The organism is Streptomyces flavofungini, from assembly GCF_014650815.1.
GTDB lineage: Bacteria > Actinomycetota > Actinomycetes > Streptomycetales > Streptomycetaceae > Streptomyces > Streptomyces flavofungini.
In genome coordinates, this window is sequence record NZ_BMVR01000001.1 from 315970 (window position 1) to 333271 (window position 17302).

The window sequence follows — 17302 nt, forward strand, 5'->3', positions numbered from 1 at the left end:
GCCGGGACGGCCCGGTGTCCGTCAGTCGAACTCGTACGCCGCGACCTCCGCGAGGTACCGCGCGCGCAGCGCCTCCTCCTCCGGGCCGCCGTCCAGGAACGCGGCCTCGAAGGAGTTGCGGGCGAGCTCGCGCAGCCCCTCGGGGCCGATGCCCAGGGCCTCGTGCACGGCGTGGAACGTGTCGTCCACATAGCCGCCGAAGTAGGCGGGGTCGTCGGAGTTGATGGTGCACAGCAGCCCGGCCGCCATCATCCGCGGCAGCGGGTGCTGCTCCAGGATGTCGACGGCCCGCAGCCGCACGTTGGACAGCGGGCACAGCGTCAGCGGCACCCGGTCCCGCACCAGCCGCTCGACCAGCTCCGGGTCCTCCACGCAGCGCAGCCCGTGGTCGATCCGCTCGACCCCGAGTACGTCGAGCGCCTCCCGCACGTACGCGGCCGGGCCCTCCTCCCCCGCGTGCGCCACCTTCCGCAGCCCGAGCACGCCCGCGGCCTCGTACACGGCGGCGAACTTGCTCGGCGGGTGGCCGACCTCGGCGGAGTCCAGGCCGACGCCGATGATCCGGTCCAGGTGCGGCTTCGCGGCCTCCAGGGTCGCCATCGCCGACTCGGCGGACTGATCGCGCAGGAAGCACATGATGAGGCGGGTGGAGACGCCGTGCCGCTCCTCGCTGCGGTCCAGGGCGCGGCCGAGGCCCTCGACGACCGTGGCGAACGGGATGCCGCGCGCGGTGTGCGCCTGCGGGTCGAAGAAGATCTCGGCGTGCCGCACGCCCTGCGCGGCGGCCCGCGCGAGATAGGCGTCCGCGAGGTCCTCGAAGTCGGCCTCGGTGCGCAGGACGGCCATCAGGCCGTAGTAGAGGTCGAGGAACGACTGCAGGTCGTCGAAGAGGTAGGCCTTGCGCAGCTCTTCGGTGTCGGCGTACGGCAGCGGGACGCCGTTGCGTTCGGCGAGCGCGAAGGCGAGTTCGGGTTCGAGGGTGCCTTCGATGTGCAGGTGCAGTTCGGCCTTGGGGAGGGGCATGGTGGCGCGTTTCTCTCGGGTGACTCAGCTGTCTCAGATGGGTGGTGCTAGGGGGTGCGCTTGGGCAGCGGTACGCGCATCAGGTCCCGCGCGACCGTCAGCTCGCCCTCGAACCCGGCGGCCCGCGCCTGCCGTTCGAAGAGCGCGGGGTCGGCGTACCGCTGGCTGAAGTGGGTGAGGACGAGGTGGCGCACCCCGGCGTCCCGGGCCACGCCCGCGGCCTGCCCGGCGGTCAGATGACCGTGGTCGGAGGCGAGCCGGTGGTCCTCGTCGAGGAAGGTCGACTCGATGACAAGCATGTCGCAGCCGTCGGCGAGGGCGTGCACGCCGTCGCACAGCCGGGTGTCCATCACGAAGGCGAACCGCTGCCCGCGCCGCACCTCGCTGACCTCGTCGAGGGTCACGCCGCGCAGGCTGCCCGCGCGTTGCAGGACGCCGATGTCGGGGCCCTTGATGCCGCGTTCGGCGAGCAGCGCGGGCAGGATGCGGCGCCCGTCGGGCTCGACGAGGCGGTAGCCGTACGCCTCCACGGGGTGGGAGAGCTTCGCGGTCTCCAGGCGGTACGAGGGCGCGTCGGCGATGACGCCGTCGGCGGCCACCGGCGCCTGCACCAGGTCGACGGTCTCGCGGTAGGCGGTGGAGTACCGCAGCCGGTCGAAGAAGTGCTGGCCGGACGCCGGGTAGTGGGCGATGACGGGGTGCGGCACGCGGTCCAGGTTGATGCGCTGGATCACGCCCGCGAGGCCCAGGCTGTGGTCGCCGTGGAAGTGCGTGACGCAGAGCCGGTTCAGGTCGTGCGCGGCGACGGAGGCACGCAGCATCTGGCGCTGCGTGCCCTCGCCCGGGTCGAAGAGGATGCCCTCGCCGTCCCAGAGCAGGACGTAGCCGTTGTGATTGCGCTGGCGGGTCGGCACCTGGCTCGCGGTGCCGAGGACCACCAATTCACGTACGGACACAGGGGATCGTCCAAGCTGTTCGGGGTGCGGGCGGAGGTGGCGGTGCCGTGTCGGCTAGCCGGGGGGCCACTGGAGGCCGCGGCCGCCGAGGACGTGGGCGTGCGCGTGGAAGACGGTCTGCCCGGCGCCGGAGCCGGTGTTGAAGACGATGCGGTAGCTCTCGGCCTTCTCCTCGGCGGCGACCTCACCGGCCGCGCGCAGCACGTCAGCGGCGGCCTTCGGATCGGCGGCGGCGAGGGACGCGGCGTCCGGGTAGTGCACCTTGGGGATCACCAGGACGTGCGTGGGGGCCTGCGGGTTGATGTCGCGGAAGGCGACGGTCGTCTCGGTCTCCCGCACGACGGTCGCGGGCACCTCACCCGCGACGATCTTGCAGAACAGGCAGTCGGCCTGCGGTTCACCCGCCATGGGGACACCCTCCCGGGTCACTGGAATCACGTGAGTCGCATCGTATCGGGGTGGGGTGCGGGGTCGGCGGGGCGGCAGTGTGCCCGAGGGGCGAGGGGGGGCGGGCCGAGGGCAGGCGCCCCCGGCCGCGGCGGCGACCGTCAGGCCGACGGCGCCCCGTCCCCGGGCCCACCGGGCACGGCGGGCGGAGTCTTCGCCGGGGTCACCTCGAGCGCCGCCAACGCCACGCGTACGGCCTCGTCCAACTGCGGGTCCCGCCCCGCCGCGTAGTCCTCGGGGGTCACCACGACCTCGACGTCCGGGTCGACCCCGTAGTTCTCGACCCCCCACCCGTACCCCTCCATCCAGAAGGCGTACTTGGGCTGCGTCACGAGCGTGCCGTCGACGAGGTGGTACCGGCTGTCTATGCCGACGACGCCGCCCCACGTGCGCGTACCGACGACGGGACCGATCCCGAGCGCCTTGATCGCCGCGTTGACGATGTCCCCGTCGGAGCCGGAGAACTCGTTGGCGACGGCGACGACGGGCCCGCGCGGCGCGTCCCCGGGATAGCTGAGCGGCCCGGACCCGCGCGGCAGGTCCCAGCCGACGATGCGGCGGGCCAGCTTCTCCACGACGAGTTGCGAGGTGTGCCCGCCGCGGTTCTCGCGGACGTCGACGACAAGCCCCTCCCGGGCGACCTCGATCCGCAGGTCCCGGTGGATCTGGGCCCAGCCGGGCGCCTGCATGTCGGGCACGTGCAGATAGCCGAGCCGCCCGCCGGAGCGCTCGTGGACGTAGGCCCGCCGGTCGGCGACCCACGCGTGGTATCGCAGCGGCTCCTCGTCGTCCACGGGAACGACGACGGCGTGCCGCGGGTCGCCGCCGCCCGCGGGCGACACGGTCAGCTCGACGGGCTTGCCCGCGGTGCCGACGAGCAGCGGCCCGGGCCCGGTCACCGGGTCGACGGGCCGCCCGCCCACGGCGAGGATCGCGTCGCCCGCCCGCACCGCGACCCCGGGCGCGGCCAGCGGCGAACGCGCGTCCGGGTCGGACGTCTCGGACGGCAGCACCCGGTCGACGCGCCACGCCCCGTCCTCCCCGCGCGAGAGGTCCACGCCGAGCAGCCCCTGCCGGGTGCCCGCGCCGCCGCCCCAGCCGCCGCGCGGCGTCACGTAGGCGTGCGAGGTGCCGAGTTCGCCCTGCACCTCCCACAGCAGGTCCATGAGGTCGTCGTGGGTGGCGACGCGGGCGAGGACGGGGCGGTAGCGCTCCAGGACGGCGTCCCAGTCGACGCCGCCCATGTCGGGCCGCCAGAAGTTGTCCCGCATGAGGCGCCCGGCCTCGTCGTACATCTGCCGCCACTCGGCGGCCGGGTCGATGGTCTGGCGTACGCGGCCGAGGTCGACGGTGATGTTCGTGTCGCTGTCCTCGTCGCCGGACGCCCGCCGGTCGCTCGGCACGACCTTCAGCTTGCCGTCGGCCCACAGCAGCACCCGCTTGCCGTCGCCGGTGACCGCGAAGTGCTCGGCGACACCGGCGAGTTCCTCGACGCGGTGCTGCGCGAGGTCGTAGCGCTCCAGCTCGGAGCTGGGGTCGGGGTCCGTCGGGGTGGCGCGGGACGCCCCGAGCACGCCGTGCACGGGGTGGCGCAGCCACAGCAGTCCGTCCTTGGCGGCGCGCAGTGTGGAGTAGCGGGCGGCCTCCACGGGGAACGGCACGACGCGTTCGGCGAGCCCGTCGAGGTCGACGCGGGTCGCGGGCGTGCCCTCGCTGTCGGGCGTCTCGGCGTGCGGGGTGTCCGGGGCGTCGAAGGCCCGGCCGTGCCGCTGCGGCCCGAACGGCGAGGGCGTCGTGGCCGCGAGGGTGATCAGGTGCGGCCGGGCGCCGCCGACGAACGCGAGGTCGAAGACGTGGTCGTCGTAGACGGGGTCGAAGGCCCGCGCGGACAGGAACGCGAGGTGCTTGCCGTCGAGGGTGAACGCCGGGCTGTAGTCCCGGAATCTGAGCTGGGTGGCCTCCGACACGGCCAGGTCGGCGGTGTTGGCGAGCTTGAGCTGGCGCAGCGGGCGCGGCCCGGGATGCGACCAGGCGAGCCACGCGGAGTCGGGCGAGAACACGAGCCCGGTGGCCTCGCCGTGCTCCGCCCGGTCCACCTCCCGCACCTCGCCGCTGTCGCGCTCCACGAAGAGCACCCGCCCGTCGTGCGCGGCGACGGCCGCCCGGCTGCCGTCGGGCGCCATGGCGAGCGCGAGGACCCGGCCGAGCTGTCCGGCGGCGAGCCGCCGGGGTGTCGCGCCGGGCGCCAGGCCGGTGGCGGGCGCGAACTCCAGGGCGTCGTCGCCCTCGGCGTCCGTCACCCACACCACGTGCTCCTCGCCGTCCACCCGGAACGTGCGCGGAAGCCGCGCCCGCACCCCCGGTTCGGCGGCGAGCGCCCGGGCGGGCCCCTCGCGGTGCGTGACCCAGTGCACGGCGCCGCGCACGGCGACGGCGCTGCCGCGCCCGGTGTGGTCGGGCGCGGCGGCCCCGAACCAGCGGGCGGCGCTCACCGGATGCGGCTGCAGGTCCGTGCGCTGCCCGCCGAGGACGATGTCCAGGCGGCGCGGCTCGGCGTCCACGAGGTCGTCCAGGAGCCAGAGTTCACCGGCCGCGGTGTACGTGACGCGGGTGCCGTCGGTGGCGGCGTGCCGGGCGTAGAAGCCGCCCCCGACGGGCGTGTGGCGGCGCAGGTCGGTGCCGTCGGGCAGCGAGGAGTACACGGCGCCGACGCCTTCGTGGTCGCTGAGGAACGCGACGCGGTCGCCGACCCACAGCGGGTACTCGATGTTCCCGTCGAGGTCGGCGTGCAGCCGTACGAAGCGGGGCCCCGAGTCAGGACTGTCGGGGCTGTCAGCGCTGTCGGCGCCGGCCGGGCTGTCGGCACTGTCGGCGCCGTCGGCCCCTTCGGCCGCCGTCCCCGCCCCCTGCCGGATCCACAGCTTGCCCGCCGTGCCGCCCCGGTACCGCTTCCACCAGGCGGCCTCCCGCCCCATCGGCGCGGACAGCAGCAGCACGTCGCCCTGCGGCCCGTACGCGACGTCCCCGACGAGGCCGTACGGCAGCGTCTCGGCGGGCCCGCCGTCGAGCGGCACCGCGCGCGCCCGGGTGCGGCGCAGCGACGCCTCGCCCTCGGTGCTGATCGCGAGGACCCGGCCGTCGGCCGTCCAGCCGCGCACGGACGTCTTCCCGCTGCCCCAGTACGTCAGGCGCCGGGTGGGGCCACCGGCCACGGGCGCGACGTGCACCTCGGGGGCGCCGTCGCGCGTGGACGTCCACGCGACGGTGGTGCCGTCCGGGGAGATCCGTGGCTGGGTCACGGGTACGTTGTCGGCGCTGACCCGCCAGGCGCGGCCGCCGTCGAGCGGGGCGAGCCAGACGTCGTCCTCTGCGGTGAAGGCGATCAACTCGCCGCGCAGGTGCGGAAACCGGAGGTAGGCAGGCTGAGTCACACCGTCAGCCTAAGCAGGCGGCGCGCGGGGCGGAGGCGTTTTGGATCACTTGCCCGGTTCCTCGTCCGGCTGTTCGGTCACGGTGACGGTGGCGGTGGGCCCGGGATCGGGCTTCTCGTGCCCGGCGTTGTCGTCACTGCCGTTGCCGTTGCCGTCATGCCCGTCACTGCCGTTGCCGTCGTTGCCATTGCCGTCGTTGCCGTCATTGCCGCTGTCGTCGTTGCCCTGGTCGTCGTTGCCGTCGTCGTCGGGCGTGTGGTCGCAGTTGCCGAGGGCGTCGACGCGGAACCACTCCTCGCTGCCGACCTTCGCGGTCAGATGCCCGCGGACGCAGGCGCCGTTCTGCACCTCCGTCACCCGGCCCTTGATGGTGATGACCTCGTCGTCGTCGGACTGGCCGCGGCAGTCGACCTGCGCGGCCCGCGGCTCGTCGGACTCCGAGGCCTTCTTGTCCCGGCCGATGAACGACGCCGTACAGGTGAGCCAGTCCACCTCGGCGTGCTGGCGCTCCAGCTCCCGCGTGCCCATCTTGTCGGTGGTGATCGCGACGGCGGACGTACTCATGTCGCCCTCGACGGGGTCGCACGCGGTCAGGCCGAGACCGGCCGCCGCCATGGCCGTCACGGCGACGAGAACGCTGCGCGCCCGCCGTGTGCGCGGTATTCGCCTCAATGCCCCCATGAGCGGCAGCGTGCCACCGTGGACGGCACGGCGGTAGACCGCTTGTGGCCATCTGTCCGGTAACCGCCCCCGTCAGCGGCCCTGTCGCGTCCGGTCAGGCGCGATCCGTGCGCAGCAGCAGCCACTCCTGGAGCTCCACCAGGTTCCCCTCGGGGTCCTTGAGGTGGGCCACCCGCATCCGGTCCGTCATCGGCGCGGGCCCGTGCGTCAGCTCCGCGCCGCGCTCGGTGATCCGCTCGCAGTACGCGTCCAGGTCGTCGACGCGCAGCACCACCAGGGAGCGGTGGCCGGTCGCCGACTCGGCGAGTTCGCCGAGGAGTTCGGCCATCACGGTCCGGTCCTGCAGGGCGATGCCCGCGGAGCCCGTCGTGGGGCTGAACTTCTCGTACGGTCCGTTCGCCGCGCCCGACTGGGGCTTCAGGCCGAGGACGTCTGCGTAGAAGCGGTAGCAGGCGGGGAAGTCGGTGACGAGCAGGCGTACCTGGGCGAGTTCCACGGGGATGCCTTTCGGGCGGTGATCAGGACCAGCGTCCGGTCCGGCCGAGGAGGAGGGCCGTCGCGGCGGTGCCCGCGGTCGACGTGCGCAACACGCTACGCCCGAGCCGGTAGGGCTTGGCACCCGCCTGCGCGAACGCCGCCAGCTCGTCCGGGGACACGCCGCCCTCGGGGCCGACGACGAGGACGAGGTGGCCGGTGGCGGGGAGTTCGGCGGTGGCCAGCGGTTCGCTGCCCTCCTCGTGCAGGACGGCGGCGAGGTCGGCGGCGGCCAGGAGCGCCGCGACCTGCTTGGTCGTGGCCAGTTCCGCGACGTCCGGGAAGCGCACGCGGCGCGACTGCTTGCCCGCCTCGCGTGCCGTCGCCCGCCACTTGCCGAGCGCCTTCTGACCGCGCTCGCCCTTCCACTGCGTGATGCAGCGGGACGCGGCCCAGGGCACGACCTCGTCGACGCCGGTCTCCGTCATGGTCTCCACGGCCAGCTCGCCCCGGTCGCCCTTGGGCAGCGCCTGCACGACGGTGATCCTGGGCGTCTCCCGCGCCTCCTCGCGGACGCCGTCGGCGTCCAGGGACACCGTCAGGCGGTCCTTGCCCTCGGTGTCCGTGACGACGCCGTGCGCCCAGCGTCCGGCGCCGTCGGTGAGGACGACGTCCTCGCCCGCGTGCAGCCGCTTCACGGACACCGCGTGCCGCCCCTCGGGCCCTTCGAGTACGTAGCGGCCGCCGGGGCCCGCGCCCCGGAAGTCCTCGACGACGAAGACCGGCGCCGTCACTCCGCACCCCGCGCGCCGAACACGGCCTTCGCCTCGTCGAGTTCGGCGACCAGGACCTCCATCAGCTCCCCGGCGGGCAGCGCCCGCGCCAGGCGGTGACCCTGGCCCGCCCACAGCGCCATGGCCTGCGGGTCACCGGCCTTGGCCGCGGCCTTGCGCAGGCCCGCGGTGAGGTAGTGGACCTGCGGGTACGCGGCCGGGGCGTACGGGCCGTGCTCGCGCATGAAGCGGTTGACCAGGCCGCGGGCGGGGCGGCCGGAGAAGGCCCGGGTCAGCTCGGTGTGGCTGAACAGGGGGTTCGTCATGGCCTGCTTGTGCAGCGGCTGCGCGCCCGACTCGGGGGTGACCAGGAACGCGGTGCCGAGCTGGGCGAAGGCGGCGCCCGCGGCGAGGACGGCGGCGATCTGGCCGCCGCGCATCAGGCCGCCCGCCGCGATCACCGGCAGCTGCACGGTCTCGCGGACCTGCGCGATCAGGCTCAGCAGGCCGATGCCGGAGCCGTCCGCCTCCGGGTTGTCGCGGTGCGTGCCCTGGTGGCCGCCCGCCTCGATGCCCTGCACGCACACCGCGTCGGCACCCGCCCGCTGGGCCGCGCGGGCCTCCTCGGGCGTGGTGACGGTGACGACGGTACGGGTACCCACGCGGTCCAGCGCCTGTACAGCCTCCCGGGTCGGGCAGCCGAACGTGAACGACACCAGCGGCACCGGGTCGTCGAGGAGGATCGCGAGCTTCGCGTCGTAGCCGTCGTCGCGCTTACCCTCGGTGTCGCCGAGCTGCGTCTCGTACCAGGTGGCCTCGCCCGCGAGCTGGTTGCGGTACACCTCGACGGCGGCGTCGAGGGGCGCGGCGCCGACCGCTCCGGTGGAACCGGGGCCCGCACCGGGGTACTCCGGCTGCGGCATGAACAGGTTCACGCCGAACGGCCGCGCCGTCAGGCCCCTGACCTGCTTGATCTCCTGATACATCCCGTCGGCGGTTTTGTACCCGGCAGCGAGGAAGCCCAGCCCCCCGGCCTCAGCGACCGCCGCCGCGAGCTGCGGCGTCGAGCCACCGCCCGCCATCGGGGCCTGCACGATCGGATAGCGACAGAGATCGGTGAGCGCGGAGGACATACCGGCATCGTGCCACGTCTGGCGGAGGCGCCTCGTCCGGGGTCCAGCGGCGGCGCACCGTCCTGCCCGTCCTGCCCTGTGGGCAGCTGGGCCGCCAGGGGCGGCACGGGTGGGCACAGCCCCGGCCGACGGAGCCATCGCGCACAGGGTGACCACGCAAGTCGGCCCGGGGTGAGCGTGACGTCCACGCTCACCCCGGGCCGCCCAAGGCGCTAGCGCCCGTTGAACGCGTCCTTCAGGCGCGAGAAGAGCCCCTGCTGCCCCGGTTGAAACTGGCCGGTAGGCCGCTCCTCACCCCGCAGCTGCGCAAGCTCCCGCAGCAACCGTTCCTGCTCGGGATCGAGCTTGGACGGCGTGAGCACCTCGACGTGCACGATGAGGTCACCGCGCCCCCCACCGCGCAGGTGGGTGACCCCGCGCCCGTGCAGCGGGATCGACTGCCCGGACTGCGTACCGGGCCGGATGTCGACCTCCTCCATGCCGTCCAACGTCTCGAGGGGCACCTTCGTGCCGAGCGACGCGGCGGTCATGGGCAGCGTGACGGTGCAGTGCAGATCGTCCCCGCGCCGCTGGAAGACGGCGTGCGGCAGCTCGTGGATCTCCACGTACAGGTCACCGGCGGGACCCCCGCCGGGCCCGACCTCACCCTCACCGGCGAGCTGGATCCGGGTGCCGTTGTCGACCCCGGCCGGGATCTTCACGGTGAGCGTGCGCCGCGACCGGATCCGCCCGTCGCCCGCGCACTCGGGGCACGGCGTCGGCACGACGGTCCCGAAGCCCTGGCACTGCGGGCACGGCCGGGAGGTCATGACCTGGCCGAGGAAGGACCGCGTGACCTGGGACACCTCGCCGCGACCGCGGCACATGTCGCAGGTCTGCGCGGAGGTGCCGGGCGCGGCACCCTCCCCGGAGCACGTCGTGCAGACGACGGCCGTGTCGACCTGGATGTCCTTGGTGGTGCCGAAGGCCGCCTCTTCGAGGTCGATCTCCAGGCGGATCATGGCGTCCTGCCCGCGCCGGGTGCGCGAACGCGGCCCGCGCTGCGACGCCGTACCGAAGAACGCGTCCATGATGTCGGAGAAGTTGCCGAAGCCACCCGCTCCGAAGCCGCCCGCGCCACCGGCGCCGCCGGCCTGGGACAGCGGGTCGCCGCCGAGGTCGTAGACCTGCTTCTTCTGCGGGTCCGACAACACCTCGTACGCGGCGTTGATCTCCTTGAAGCGCTCTTGCGTCTTCGGGTCAGGATTGACGTCCGGGTGCAGCTCGCGTGCGAGCCGCCGGAAGGCCTTCTTGATGTCGTCCTGGGAAGCGTCGCGGCGCACGCCTAGTACGGCGTAGTAGTCCGTGGCCACTTACGACTCCGCCAGGATCTGTCCGACGTAACGTGCCACTGCGCGTACTGCTCCCATCGTTCCCGGATAGTCCATGCGGGTCGGTCCGACCACGCCCAGCTTGGCCACTGCCTCGCTCCCCGAACCGTAGCCGACGGAGACCACCGACGTGGAGCTGAGCCCCTCGTGGGCGTTCTCGTGACCGATCTTGACTGTCATGCCCGAATCCGTCGCCTCACCAAGCAACTTGAGGAGGACGACCTGCTCCTCCAGTGCCTCAAGGACGGGCCTGATGGTGAGGGGAAAGTCATGTCCGAAGCGGGTGAGATTGGCGGTGCCGCCGATCATCAGCCGCTCCTCGGTCTCCTCCACCAGCGTTTCGAGGAGGGTGGAGAGGACCGTCGTCACCGTGCCCCGGTCGTCCTTGTCGAAGGACTCCGCGAGGTCCTGCACGAGCTGCGGCACGTCGGAGAAGCGGCGGCCCGCGACCCGGCTGTTGAGCCGCGCCCGCAGGTCCGCGAGCGACGTCTCACCGAACGGCGCCGGGCAGTCGACCATGCGCTGCTCGACCCGGCCGGTGTCGGTGATGAGGACCAGCATCAGGCGGGCCGGGGCCAGCGAGAGCAGTTCCACGTGCCGCACCGTGGAGCGGGTCAGCGACGGATACTGCACCACCGCGACCTGCCGGGTGAGCTGCGCGAGCAGCCGCACCGTGCGCCCCACGACGTCGTCCAGGTCGACCGCGCCGTCCAGGAAGTTCTGGATCGCGCGCCGCTCCGGCGGCGTCATCGGCTTGACGCCCGCGAGGCGGTCCACGAACAGGCGGTACCCCTTGTCGGTCGGGATCCGCCCGGCGCTGGTGTGCGGCTGGGCGATGAACCCTTCCTCCTCCAGCGCGGCCATGTCGTTGCGGACCGTGGCCGGGGAGACGCCGAGGTGGTGGCGTTCGGTGAGCGCCTTGGAGCCGACGGGCTCCTCCGTGCCCACGTAGTCGTGGACGATGGCGCGCAGCACCTCAAGCCTGCGTTCACTGAGCATCGCGCACACCTCCAGCTGTCGTCCCGCACCCGGAGCCCCCCGCGGTGGCCCCTCACCTTGGCACTCACCACACACGAGTGCCAGCCTTCACCGAGTCAGTGTACGGCCGGTGGGTACAGCCCCGGCAAGGGCCGACCCCTTTGTCATGCCGACGAGTGCCGCCCTTGTCCCGCCTTGTCGTACCGACGGGTACCACCGCGTGACGTCCAGGGCAGCGGTTCGCTCTCGCCCCGGGCCCGTCCTGCCGCCGCGCGCCGTCGGCGTTAGCGTCACCCCATGGATACGAGGGATACGAGCACGCCTTCCCCCGCGCCCGCACCGGCCTGGGCGGAGGCGGGCTGGGAACGGCTCGCCGCGCGCGTGGGGCGGTGCAGGCTGCCGGTGTGGGACTGCACGGCCGGGCTCGTCGTCGGCGACGACGCGGCCCTGATGATCGAGGCCGGGTCGAGCCTGCGCGAGGGCTCCCGGCTGCGCGCCGACGCCCGGCGGCTCCTCGGCGGCGACCGGCGTGTGACCCATCTCGCCCTCACCCACCCCCACTTCGACCACGTCCTCGGCGCGGCGGCGTTCGCGGGCGTCGAGATCTTCGGCGCCGTCGGCGTCGACACGGTCCTGGACCAGGGCCGCGACGAGCTGCGCGCGGACGCCGTCGCCCAGGGCCTGGACCCGGCCGCCGCGGCCGAGGCCGCCGACCTCCTCGTCCACCCGCGCCACCTGGTGTGCGGCGAATGGACCCTGGACCTGGGCGGCATCCAGGTGCTGCTGGCCAACGTCGGCCCCGGCCACTCGGGCCACGACCTGGTGGTCCTGGTTCCCGGCGATGCCGACGGCGGCCCTGAAGTCGTCTTCTGCGGCGACCTGGTCGAGGAGTCCGGCGAGCCGCAGGCCGGTCCCGACGCGGCGCCCCGGCACTGGCCCGCCGCGCTCGACCGGCTCCTCGACCTGGGCGGCGAGGACGCGTTGTACGTGCCCGGGCACGGGGCGGTCGTCGACGCCGCCTTCGTACGCCGCCAACGCGACGAGCTGGCCCGGCGGTTCGGTGTCGCCTGACGCCATGCCATAACGTCTGGCCCATGCGCAGCTACCACCCGGACCTGACCCCGCCCTGGAAGAAGCAGGCTCCCGCCCCCGAGGTGCCCGCCGAGACCGACCTGGTCGTGGAGGAGGTCACCACGGGCTTCTGCGGTGCGGTGATCCGCTGCGAGAAGACGGCCGAGGGGCCGACGGTGACGCTGGAGGACCGCTTCGGCAAGCACCGCGTGTTCCCGATGGCGCCGCGCGGCTTCCTCCTGGAGGGCCGGGTCGTCACGCTGGTCCGCCCGACGGCCGCCGCCGCGCCCCGGCAGCCCGCGCGCACCGCGTCCGGCTCCCTCGCGGTGCCCGGGGCGCGGGCCCGCGTGGCCCGGGCGGGGCGGATCTACGTGGAAGGACGGCACGACGCCGAGCTGGTCGAGAAGGTCTGGGGCGACGACCTGCGCGTCGAGGGCGTCGTCGTCGAGTACCTGGAAGGCATCGACGACCTGCCCGCCGTCGTCGAGGAGTTCGCCCCCGACGCCGGGGCCCGCCTCGGCATCCTCGTCGACCACCTGGTCCCGGGCTCCAAGGAGTCCCGCATCGCCGCGGCCGTCAGCAGCGACCACGCCCTGGTCGTCGGCCACCCCTACATCGACGTGTGGGAGGCCGTGAAGCCGTCCTCCCTGGGCATCACGGCCTGGCCCCGGATCCCCCACGGCCAGGACTGGAAAACCGGCGTGTGCCGCGCCCTCGGCTGGCCGGACAACACCGGCGCGGCCTGGCAGCACATCCTGCGCTCGGTCCACAGCTACAAGGACCTGGAGCCGCAGCTTCTGGGCAGGGTCGAGGAGCTGATCGATTTCGTGACGGCTCCGTAGCCGGGCCCCTGTCAGGCGCCGAACGAGGAGGTATCAGCCCGTCCAGCACTTGAGGACGAGGCGCCGGACGAGGAGGTATCAGCCCGTCCGGCGCTTGAGGACGAGGCGCGAAGCGGCGACAGAGGGGGACAGGGGCGAAGCCCCATACGACCGGTCAGTCGACCAGGTCCCGCACGACGGCGTCGGCCAGCAACCGCCCCCGCAGGGTGAGCACGGCCCGCCCCTCCGCATAGGGCCCGGGGTCAAGCAGTCCGTCGGCAAGGGCACGCCGGGACGCGGCCAGCCCGGCCTCCTTCAACAAAGACAGAGGGCACCCTTCAAGCAGCCGCAGCTCGAGCAGCACCCGCTCGACCCGCCGGTCCTCGTCCGAGAGGACCTCACGCCCGGCCCCGGGCGACCTGCCCCCGGCGAGCGCGGCGGCGTACGCCCCGGGATGCTTCACGTTCCACCACCGCACGCCCCCCACGTGGCTGTGGGCCCCCGGCCCGGCCCCCCACCAGTCGGCGCCCCGCCAGTACAACTCGTTGTGCAGGCACCGCCCGGCCTCGGAGGTGGCCCAGTTGGACACCTCGTACCAGTGGAACCCGGCGCCGGAGAGCCGCTCCTCGGCGATCAGATACCGGTCGGCGTGCACGTCGTCGTCGGTCATGGGCACCTCCCCACGCCGGATCCGCCGCGCGAGCTGCGTCCCCTCCTCGACGATCAGCGCGTACGCGGAGACATGGTCGGGCCCGGCCCCGATGGCGGCGTCCAGCGAGGCCCGCCAGTCGTCATCGGTCTCCCCGGGCGTGCCATAGATCAGGTCGAGGTTGACGTGCTCGAACCCGGCGGCGCGCGCCTCGGCCACGCACGCCTCGGGCCGCCCCGGCGTGTGCGTACGGTCGAGGATCTTCAGGACGTGCTGCTTGGCGCTCTGCATGCCGAAGGAGACGCGGTTGAACCCGCCCTCGCGCAGCGCGCTCAGATAGGCGGGGTCGACGGACTCCGGATTCGCCTCGGTGGTGATCTCCGCGTCGTCGGCGAGCCCGAACTCGTCGCGTACGGCGGCGAGCATCCGTACGAGATCGTCGGCGGCCAGCAGCGTGGGCGTACCGCCGCCGACGAACACGGTCCGCACCGGGCGCGGGTCGTCGCCGAGGACCTTGCGCGCGAGGCGGACCTCGTCGACGAGGGTGTCGGCGTAGTTGTCGCGGGAGGCGAGCACGCCGCCGCTGCCGCGCAGCTCGGTGGCGGTGTAGGTGTTGAAGTCGCAGTAGCCGCAGCGGGTGGCGCAGTACGGCACGTGCAGATAGAACCCGAGCGGCCGCTCACCCGCTCCGACCAGGGCGGAGGCGGGCAGCGCCCCGTCCTCGGGCATGGGCTCACCGTCGGGCAGTGCAGAAGGCATACCTGCCATTGTCCCGGACGCCCGGGGTTCGCGGTCCCCGTAGGGTTGCCGGTCCCCGTGGGCGCCCCCGATCGCGCTGCGCGCTCGTCCTCAATCGCCGGACGGGCTGGTTACAGCCCCTCCGGCGATCGAGGAGCGGGGTCCGGGGCGGAGCCCCGGGTTCGGCGAAGGGGTGGGCCCGGGGCGCCCCGCGATGGCTCCCCTCACTTCGCCCTGAGCACCAGCAGCGCCAGATCATCGTCCGGCGGCCGCTGCGAGAACTCATGGACCAGCCGCCGGATCCGCTCGGCGACGAGCTCCGCGTCAAGGCCCGCACACCCCGCCAGCGCCTTGGCGAGCCCGTCCCCGTCGTCGAAGAGATGCAGCCCGGAGCGCCGCTCGGTCACCCCGTCGGTGACGCACAGCAGCGTGTCGCCGGTGCGCAGCTCGAAGGTGGTGCTGGTGTACGTCTCGTCGTCGACGACCCCGAGCAGCATCTGCGGCGCCGCCACGGCCCGCACCTGCCCGTCGGAGCCGAGCAGCAGCGGCAGCGGATGCCCGGCGCACGCCACGGTGCACCGCACGCCGCCTTCGACGGGCACGAGCTCGCCGTAGAGGAGGGACAGGAACCGGGAGGTGGGCCCGTCGACGGGCTCGTCCTGGCCGCCGGCGACGGCGAGGACGGCCGCGGCGGCGTCGGCGGCCTCGGTGGCGTCGTCGAGGAGGAGCTGGTTGAGCCGGTCGAGGACCTCCGCGACCTGGTACCCCTCGCGGGCGAGCAGCCGCAGCCAGGGCCGGGCGAGCCCGATGACGACGGCCGCTTCGGGCCCCTTGCCCTGGACGTCGCCGAGAGCGAAGCACCAGCGGCCCTGCCCGGCCTGGAACACGTCGTAGAAGTCGCCGCCGGGCCCGCCCTGCTCGCGGGGCTCGTACACGATGCCGCTGTCCATGCCGGGGATCTCGGCGACGGCGCTGGGCAGCAGGCCGCGCTGGAGGACCTGGCTGATGGTGGCCTGGCGCTGGTAGCGGCGGGCGGCGCTGATGGCGAGCGAGACGCGGCGGCTGAAGTCCTCGACGAGCCCGGTGGCCTCGTCGGGGAAGCGCACGAGCCCGGCCCGCCCGATCACGAGCGTGCCGAGCTGGCGGCCGCCCGCCACCAGCCGGTAGGCGAGCGCCGCGCCGCCCGACTGTCCGCCGCCCAGCGCGTCCCCGGGCCACAGCACGGCGACCGCGCCGGACCCCACCGCCTCGGTGAGCCGCGGCGGCTCCTTCTCCAGGAGCCTCCGCAGCTCCTCTATACGGTGTTCGCTGGTGTGCCAGACGCGGGCGAGGCGGGTGCCGGGGGCGCGCCCGTCGGGGGTGCGCCCGGGGCCCTCCGCCTCGTCGTCGAGCCACACCGCGCACCAGTCCGCGAGGCGGGGTACGAGCAGTTGTCCGGCGAGCACGGCGACCAGGTTCTCGTCGAACTGCCCGGCGAGCAGGTCGGAGGCCTCGGCGAGGAAGGTGAGGGCGCCGCGGTTGATCCACTCCGTGTCGTGGGTGGCTCTGCCGGGCAGCGGCGCGAGGATCTCGGCGGCGCGCAGGCCGCGTTGCAGGGCCTGTTCACCGGCGTACGTCTCGATGTCCTGGACGGCGGGGAGGCCTTCGACGGGCAGCCGGGCCCAGACCGTCTTGGTGCCGGAGCGGTAGGTGATGCCCCAGGACTCGGAGAGGGTGGCGACGAGTTGCAGGCCGCGGCCGTACTCGGGGGTGCCGGGCTGAAGGGCGGGGGGTTCGCTGCGCACGGCGCGCGCCGGGTGGTGGTCGGACACCTCGATGACCAGGGCGTCGATGCTCTCGCCCGGTGCGCCCTCGTCGAAGCGGCACAGGACGTCGACGGCGGTGCCCGCGTGCACGACGGCGTTCGTCACCAACTCGCTGACCAGCAGCACCGAGTCGTCGGCGAGCCGGTCGGTGATCCTGGTCGCGGCGGGCACCCCCAGCTCGGTCCAGTCGGCGAGCGCCGCCCGGACGAACCGGCGTGCCGCAGCGGGCGCCAGCGGGTTTCCGGGCAGGGACGTGCGCACCACGGCCCATGGCCCGGGGCGTGCCGCGGGCTGGGCGGAAGCACGAAAACTAGTCTCCCGTTGCATCGGAATGGCCCCCACTGTGCGGCTCCTGAGCAGTTCGGACGAATACGCCTCAGGTGACACGGACAGAGTGACAGACTGACTGGGCCCATAAGCACCGAGTTACCGAAGTGGGCCACCATGAGTGAGAACAGTGCTACGCCCGCGCTCGGACGCGGTCAGATTCCGTCATCCGCCGATACGGGCAGTCCTGCGCGGATTTCGGCCCCGGGTGCCGCGGTGGCTCCCGGCCCAACACCCCCACCGGCCACCGCGGATTCGGGTGGCCTGATCCGGCCCCGGACGGCGGCCGTGACGCCCGGCGAGATCCGGCCAGCCGAAGCGGGCAGCGTCGGCCGCGTCCCACCACCCTCACACCTCCCCCTCCCTAACCCTCTGTCACCGTCAACTGCCGCTGCTTTACCGGGACTTGACGACACGAAGGCGCCCGAATCGGCGACCCCTGGCACCCCGCGCGCATCCATGCCACCGGCGCCCGACGCCGTGCGCACGCCCCCGGCGCCGAAGTGCCCCCGCCCGGTTTCCCCGGCCGAACAGCGCCCCGCCCGCACCGTCCGCGCCAAGATCCCACCCCCGGCCGCGGCACCGCCCACCACCCCGCCCCCGGCCGAACAGCCCTCCGCGGCCA

General features: G+C 73.7%; 14 protein-coding genes. 2 read left to right on the forward strand and 12 right to left on the reverse strand.

All coding sequences use genetic code 11. The features are described from left to right. Positions 1–21 precede the first annotated feature (21 nt). From IE274_RS01350 to hrcA, 10 genes are all read right to left on the reverse strand, one after another. A complete protein-coding gene (locus IE274_RS01350; protein WP_190113659.1) occupies positions 22–1023 on the reverse strand; it encodes an adenosine deaminase in 1002 nt (333 codons plus the stop codon). A 47-nt stretch (positions 1024–1070) separates the two neighbouring features. After that, positions 1071–1979 (reverse strand): ribonuclease Z, encoded by a 909-nt coding sequence (locus IE274_RS01355; RefSeq protein ID WP_190113660.1) that lies wholly within the window; start codon positions 1977–1979, stop codon positions 1071–1073. A 54-nt stretch (positions 1980–2033) separates the two neighbouring features. Beyond that, positions 2034–2387, reverse strand: coding sequence for a histidine triad nucleotide-binding protein (locus IE274_RS01360; protein WP_190113661.1), 354 nt, complete (start codon positions 2385–2387; stop codon positions 2034–2036). Positions 2388–2527: 140 nt separating this feature from the next. Next, the gene (locus IE274_RS01365) at positions 2528–5857 is read right to left on the reverse strand and encodes a S41 family peptidase (RefSeq protein WP_190113662.1); all 3330 of its coding nucleotides are present in this window, start codon (positions 5855–5857) and stop codon (positions 2528–2530) included. A gap of 45 nt (positions 5858–5902) precedes the next feature. Further along, the gene (locus tag IE274_RS01370; RefSeq protein WP_190113663.1) at positions 5903–6538 is read right to left on the reverse strand and encodes a hypothetical protein; all 636 of its coding nucleotides are present in this window, start codon (positions 6536–6538) and stop codon (positions 5903–5905) included. Positions 6539–6632: 94 nt separating this feature from the next. Next, complete coding sequence (locus IE274_RS01375; RefSeq protein ID WP_190113664.1) at positions 6633–7034, reverse strand: VOC family protein; 402 nt, start codon at positions 7032–7034, stop codon at positions 6633–6635. Between the two features lie 22 nt (positions 7035–7056). After that, complete coding sequence (locus tag IE274_RS01380; RefSeq protein ID WP_190113665.1) at positions 7057–7806, reverse strand: 16S rRNA (uracil(1498)-N(3))-methyltransferase; 750 nt, start codon at positions 7804–7806, stop codon at positions 7057–7059. Further along, positions 7803–8918, reverse strand: coding sequence for a nitronate monooxygenase (locus tag IE274_RS01385; protein WP_190113666.1), 1116 nt, complete (start codon positions 8916–8918; stop codon positions 7803–7805). The genes IE274_RS01380 and IE274_RS01385 overlap by 4 nt, the downstream gene beginning before the upstream one ends. 212 nt (positions 8919–9130) lie before the next feature. Next, entirely contained in the window at positions 9131–10270 is a 1140-nt protein-coding gene (gene dnaJ, locus IE274_RS01390; RefSeq protein ID WP_190113667.1) for a molecular chaperone DnaJ, read from the reverse strand. Then, positions 10271–11287: a heat-inducible transcriptional repressor HrcA gene (gene hrcA, locus IE274_RS01395; RefSeq protein WP_190113668.1), complete on the reverse strand. Its 1017-nt coding sequence runs from the start codon at positions 11285–11287 to the stop codon at positions 10271–10273. Positions 11288–11563: 276 nt separating this feature from the next. Here hrcA and IE274_RS01400 point away from each other — a divergent pair, with 276 nt between their 5' ends. Then, complete coding sequence (locus tag IE274_RS01400; protein WP_190113669.1) at positions 11564–12337, forward strand: MBL fold metallo-hydrolase; 774 nt, start codon at positions 11564–11566, stop codon at positions 12335–12337. 23 nt (positions 12338–12360) lie between these two features. Then, positions 12361–13179, forward strand: a complete 819-nt coding sequence (locus IE274_RS01405; protein WP_190113670.1) for a DUF3097 domain-containing protein — start codon at positions 12361–12363, stop codon at positions 13177–13179. A 154-nt stretch (positions 13180–13333) separates the two neighbouring features. On the opposite strand, the gene hemW is transcribed toward IE274_RS01405, so the two are convergent. Then, positions 13334–14566 (reverse strand): radical SAM family heme chaperone HemW, encoded by a 1233-nt coding sequence (gene hemW, locus IE274_RS01410; protein WP_190113671.1) that lies wholly within the window; start codon positions 14564–14566, stop codon positions 13334–13336. 203 nt (positions 14567–14769) lie between these two features. Further along, entirely contained in the window at positions 14770–16677 is a 1908-nt protein-coding gene (locus IE274_RS01415) for a SpoIIE family protein phosphatase (protein WP_233103478.1), read from the reverse strand. Positions 16678–17302: the final 625 nt, after the last annotated feature.

Coding starts and splice junctions, on each gene's coding strand:
- IE274_RS01350 (WP_190113659.1), bottom strand. CDS start 1,023: ATGCCCCTCCCCAAGGCCGAACTGCACCTGCACATCGAAGGCACCCTC.
- IE274_RS01360 (WP_190113661.1), bottom strand. CDS start 2,387: ATGGCGGGTGAACCGCAGGCCGACTGCCTGTTCTGCAAGATCGTCGCG.
- IE274_RS01370 (WP_190113663.1), bottom strand. CDS start 6,538: ATGGGGGCATTGAGGCGAATACCGCGCACACGGCGGGCGCGCAGCGTT.
- IE274_RS01385 (WP_190113666.1), bottom strand. CDS start 8,918: ATGTCCTCCGCGCTCACCGATCTCTGTCGCTATCCGATCGTGCAGGCC.
- hrcA (WP_190113668.1), bottom strand. CDS start 11,287: ATGCTCAGTGAACGCAGGCTTGAGGTGCTGCGCGCCATCGTCCACGAC.
- IE274_RS01400 (WP_190113669.1), top strand. CDS start 11,564: ATGGATACGAGGGATACGAGCACGCCTTCCCCCGCGCCCGCACCGGCC.
- IE274_RS01405 (WP_190113670.1), top strand. CDS start 12,361: ATGCGCAGCTACCACCCGGACCTGACCCCGCCCTGGAAGAAGCAGGCT.
- hemW (WP_190113671.1), bottom strand. CDS start 14,566: ATGCCTTCTGCACTGCCCGACGGTGAGCCCATGCCCGAGGACGGGGCG.
- IE274_RS01415 (WP_233103478.1), bottom strand. CDS start 16,677: ATGCAACGGGAGACTAGTTTTCGTGCTTCCGCCCAGCCCGCGGCACGC.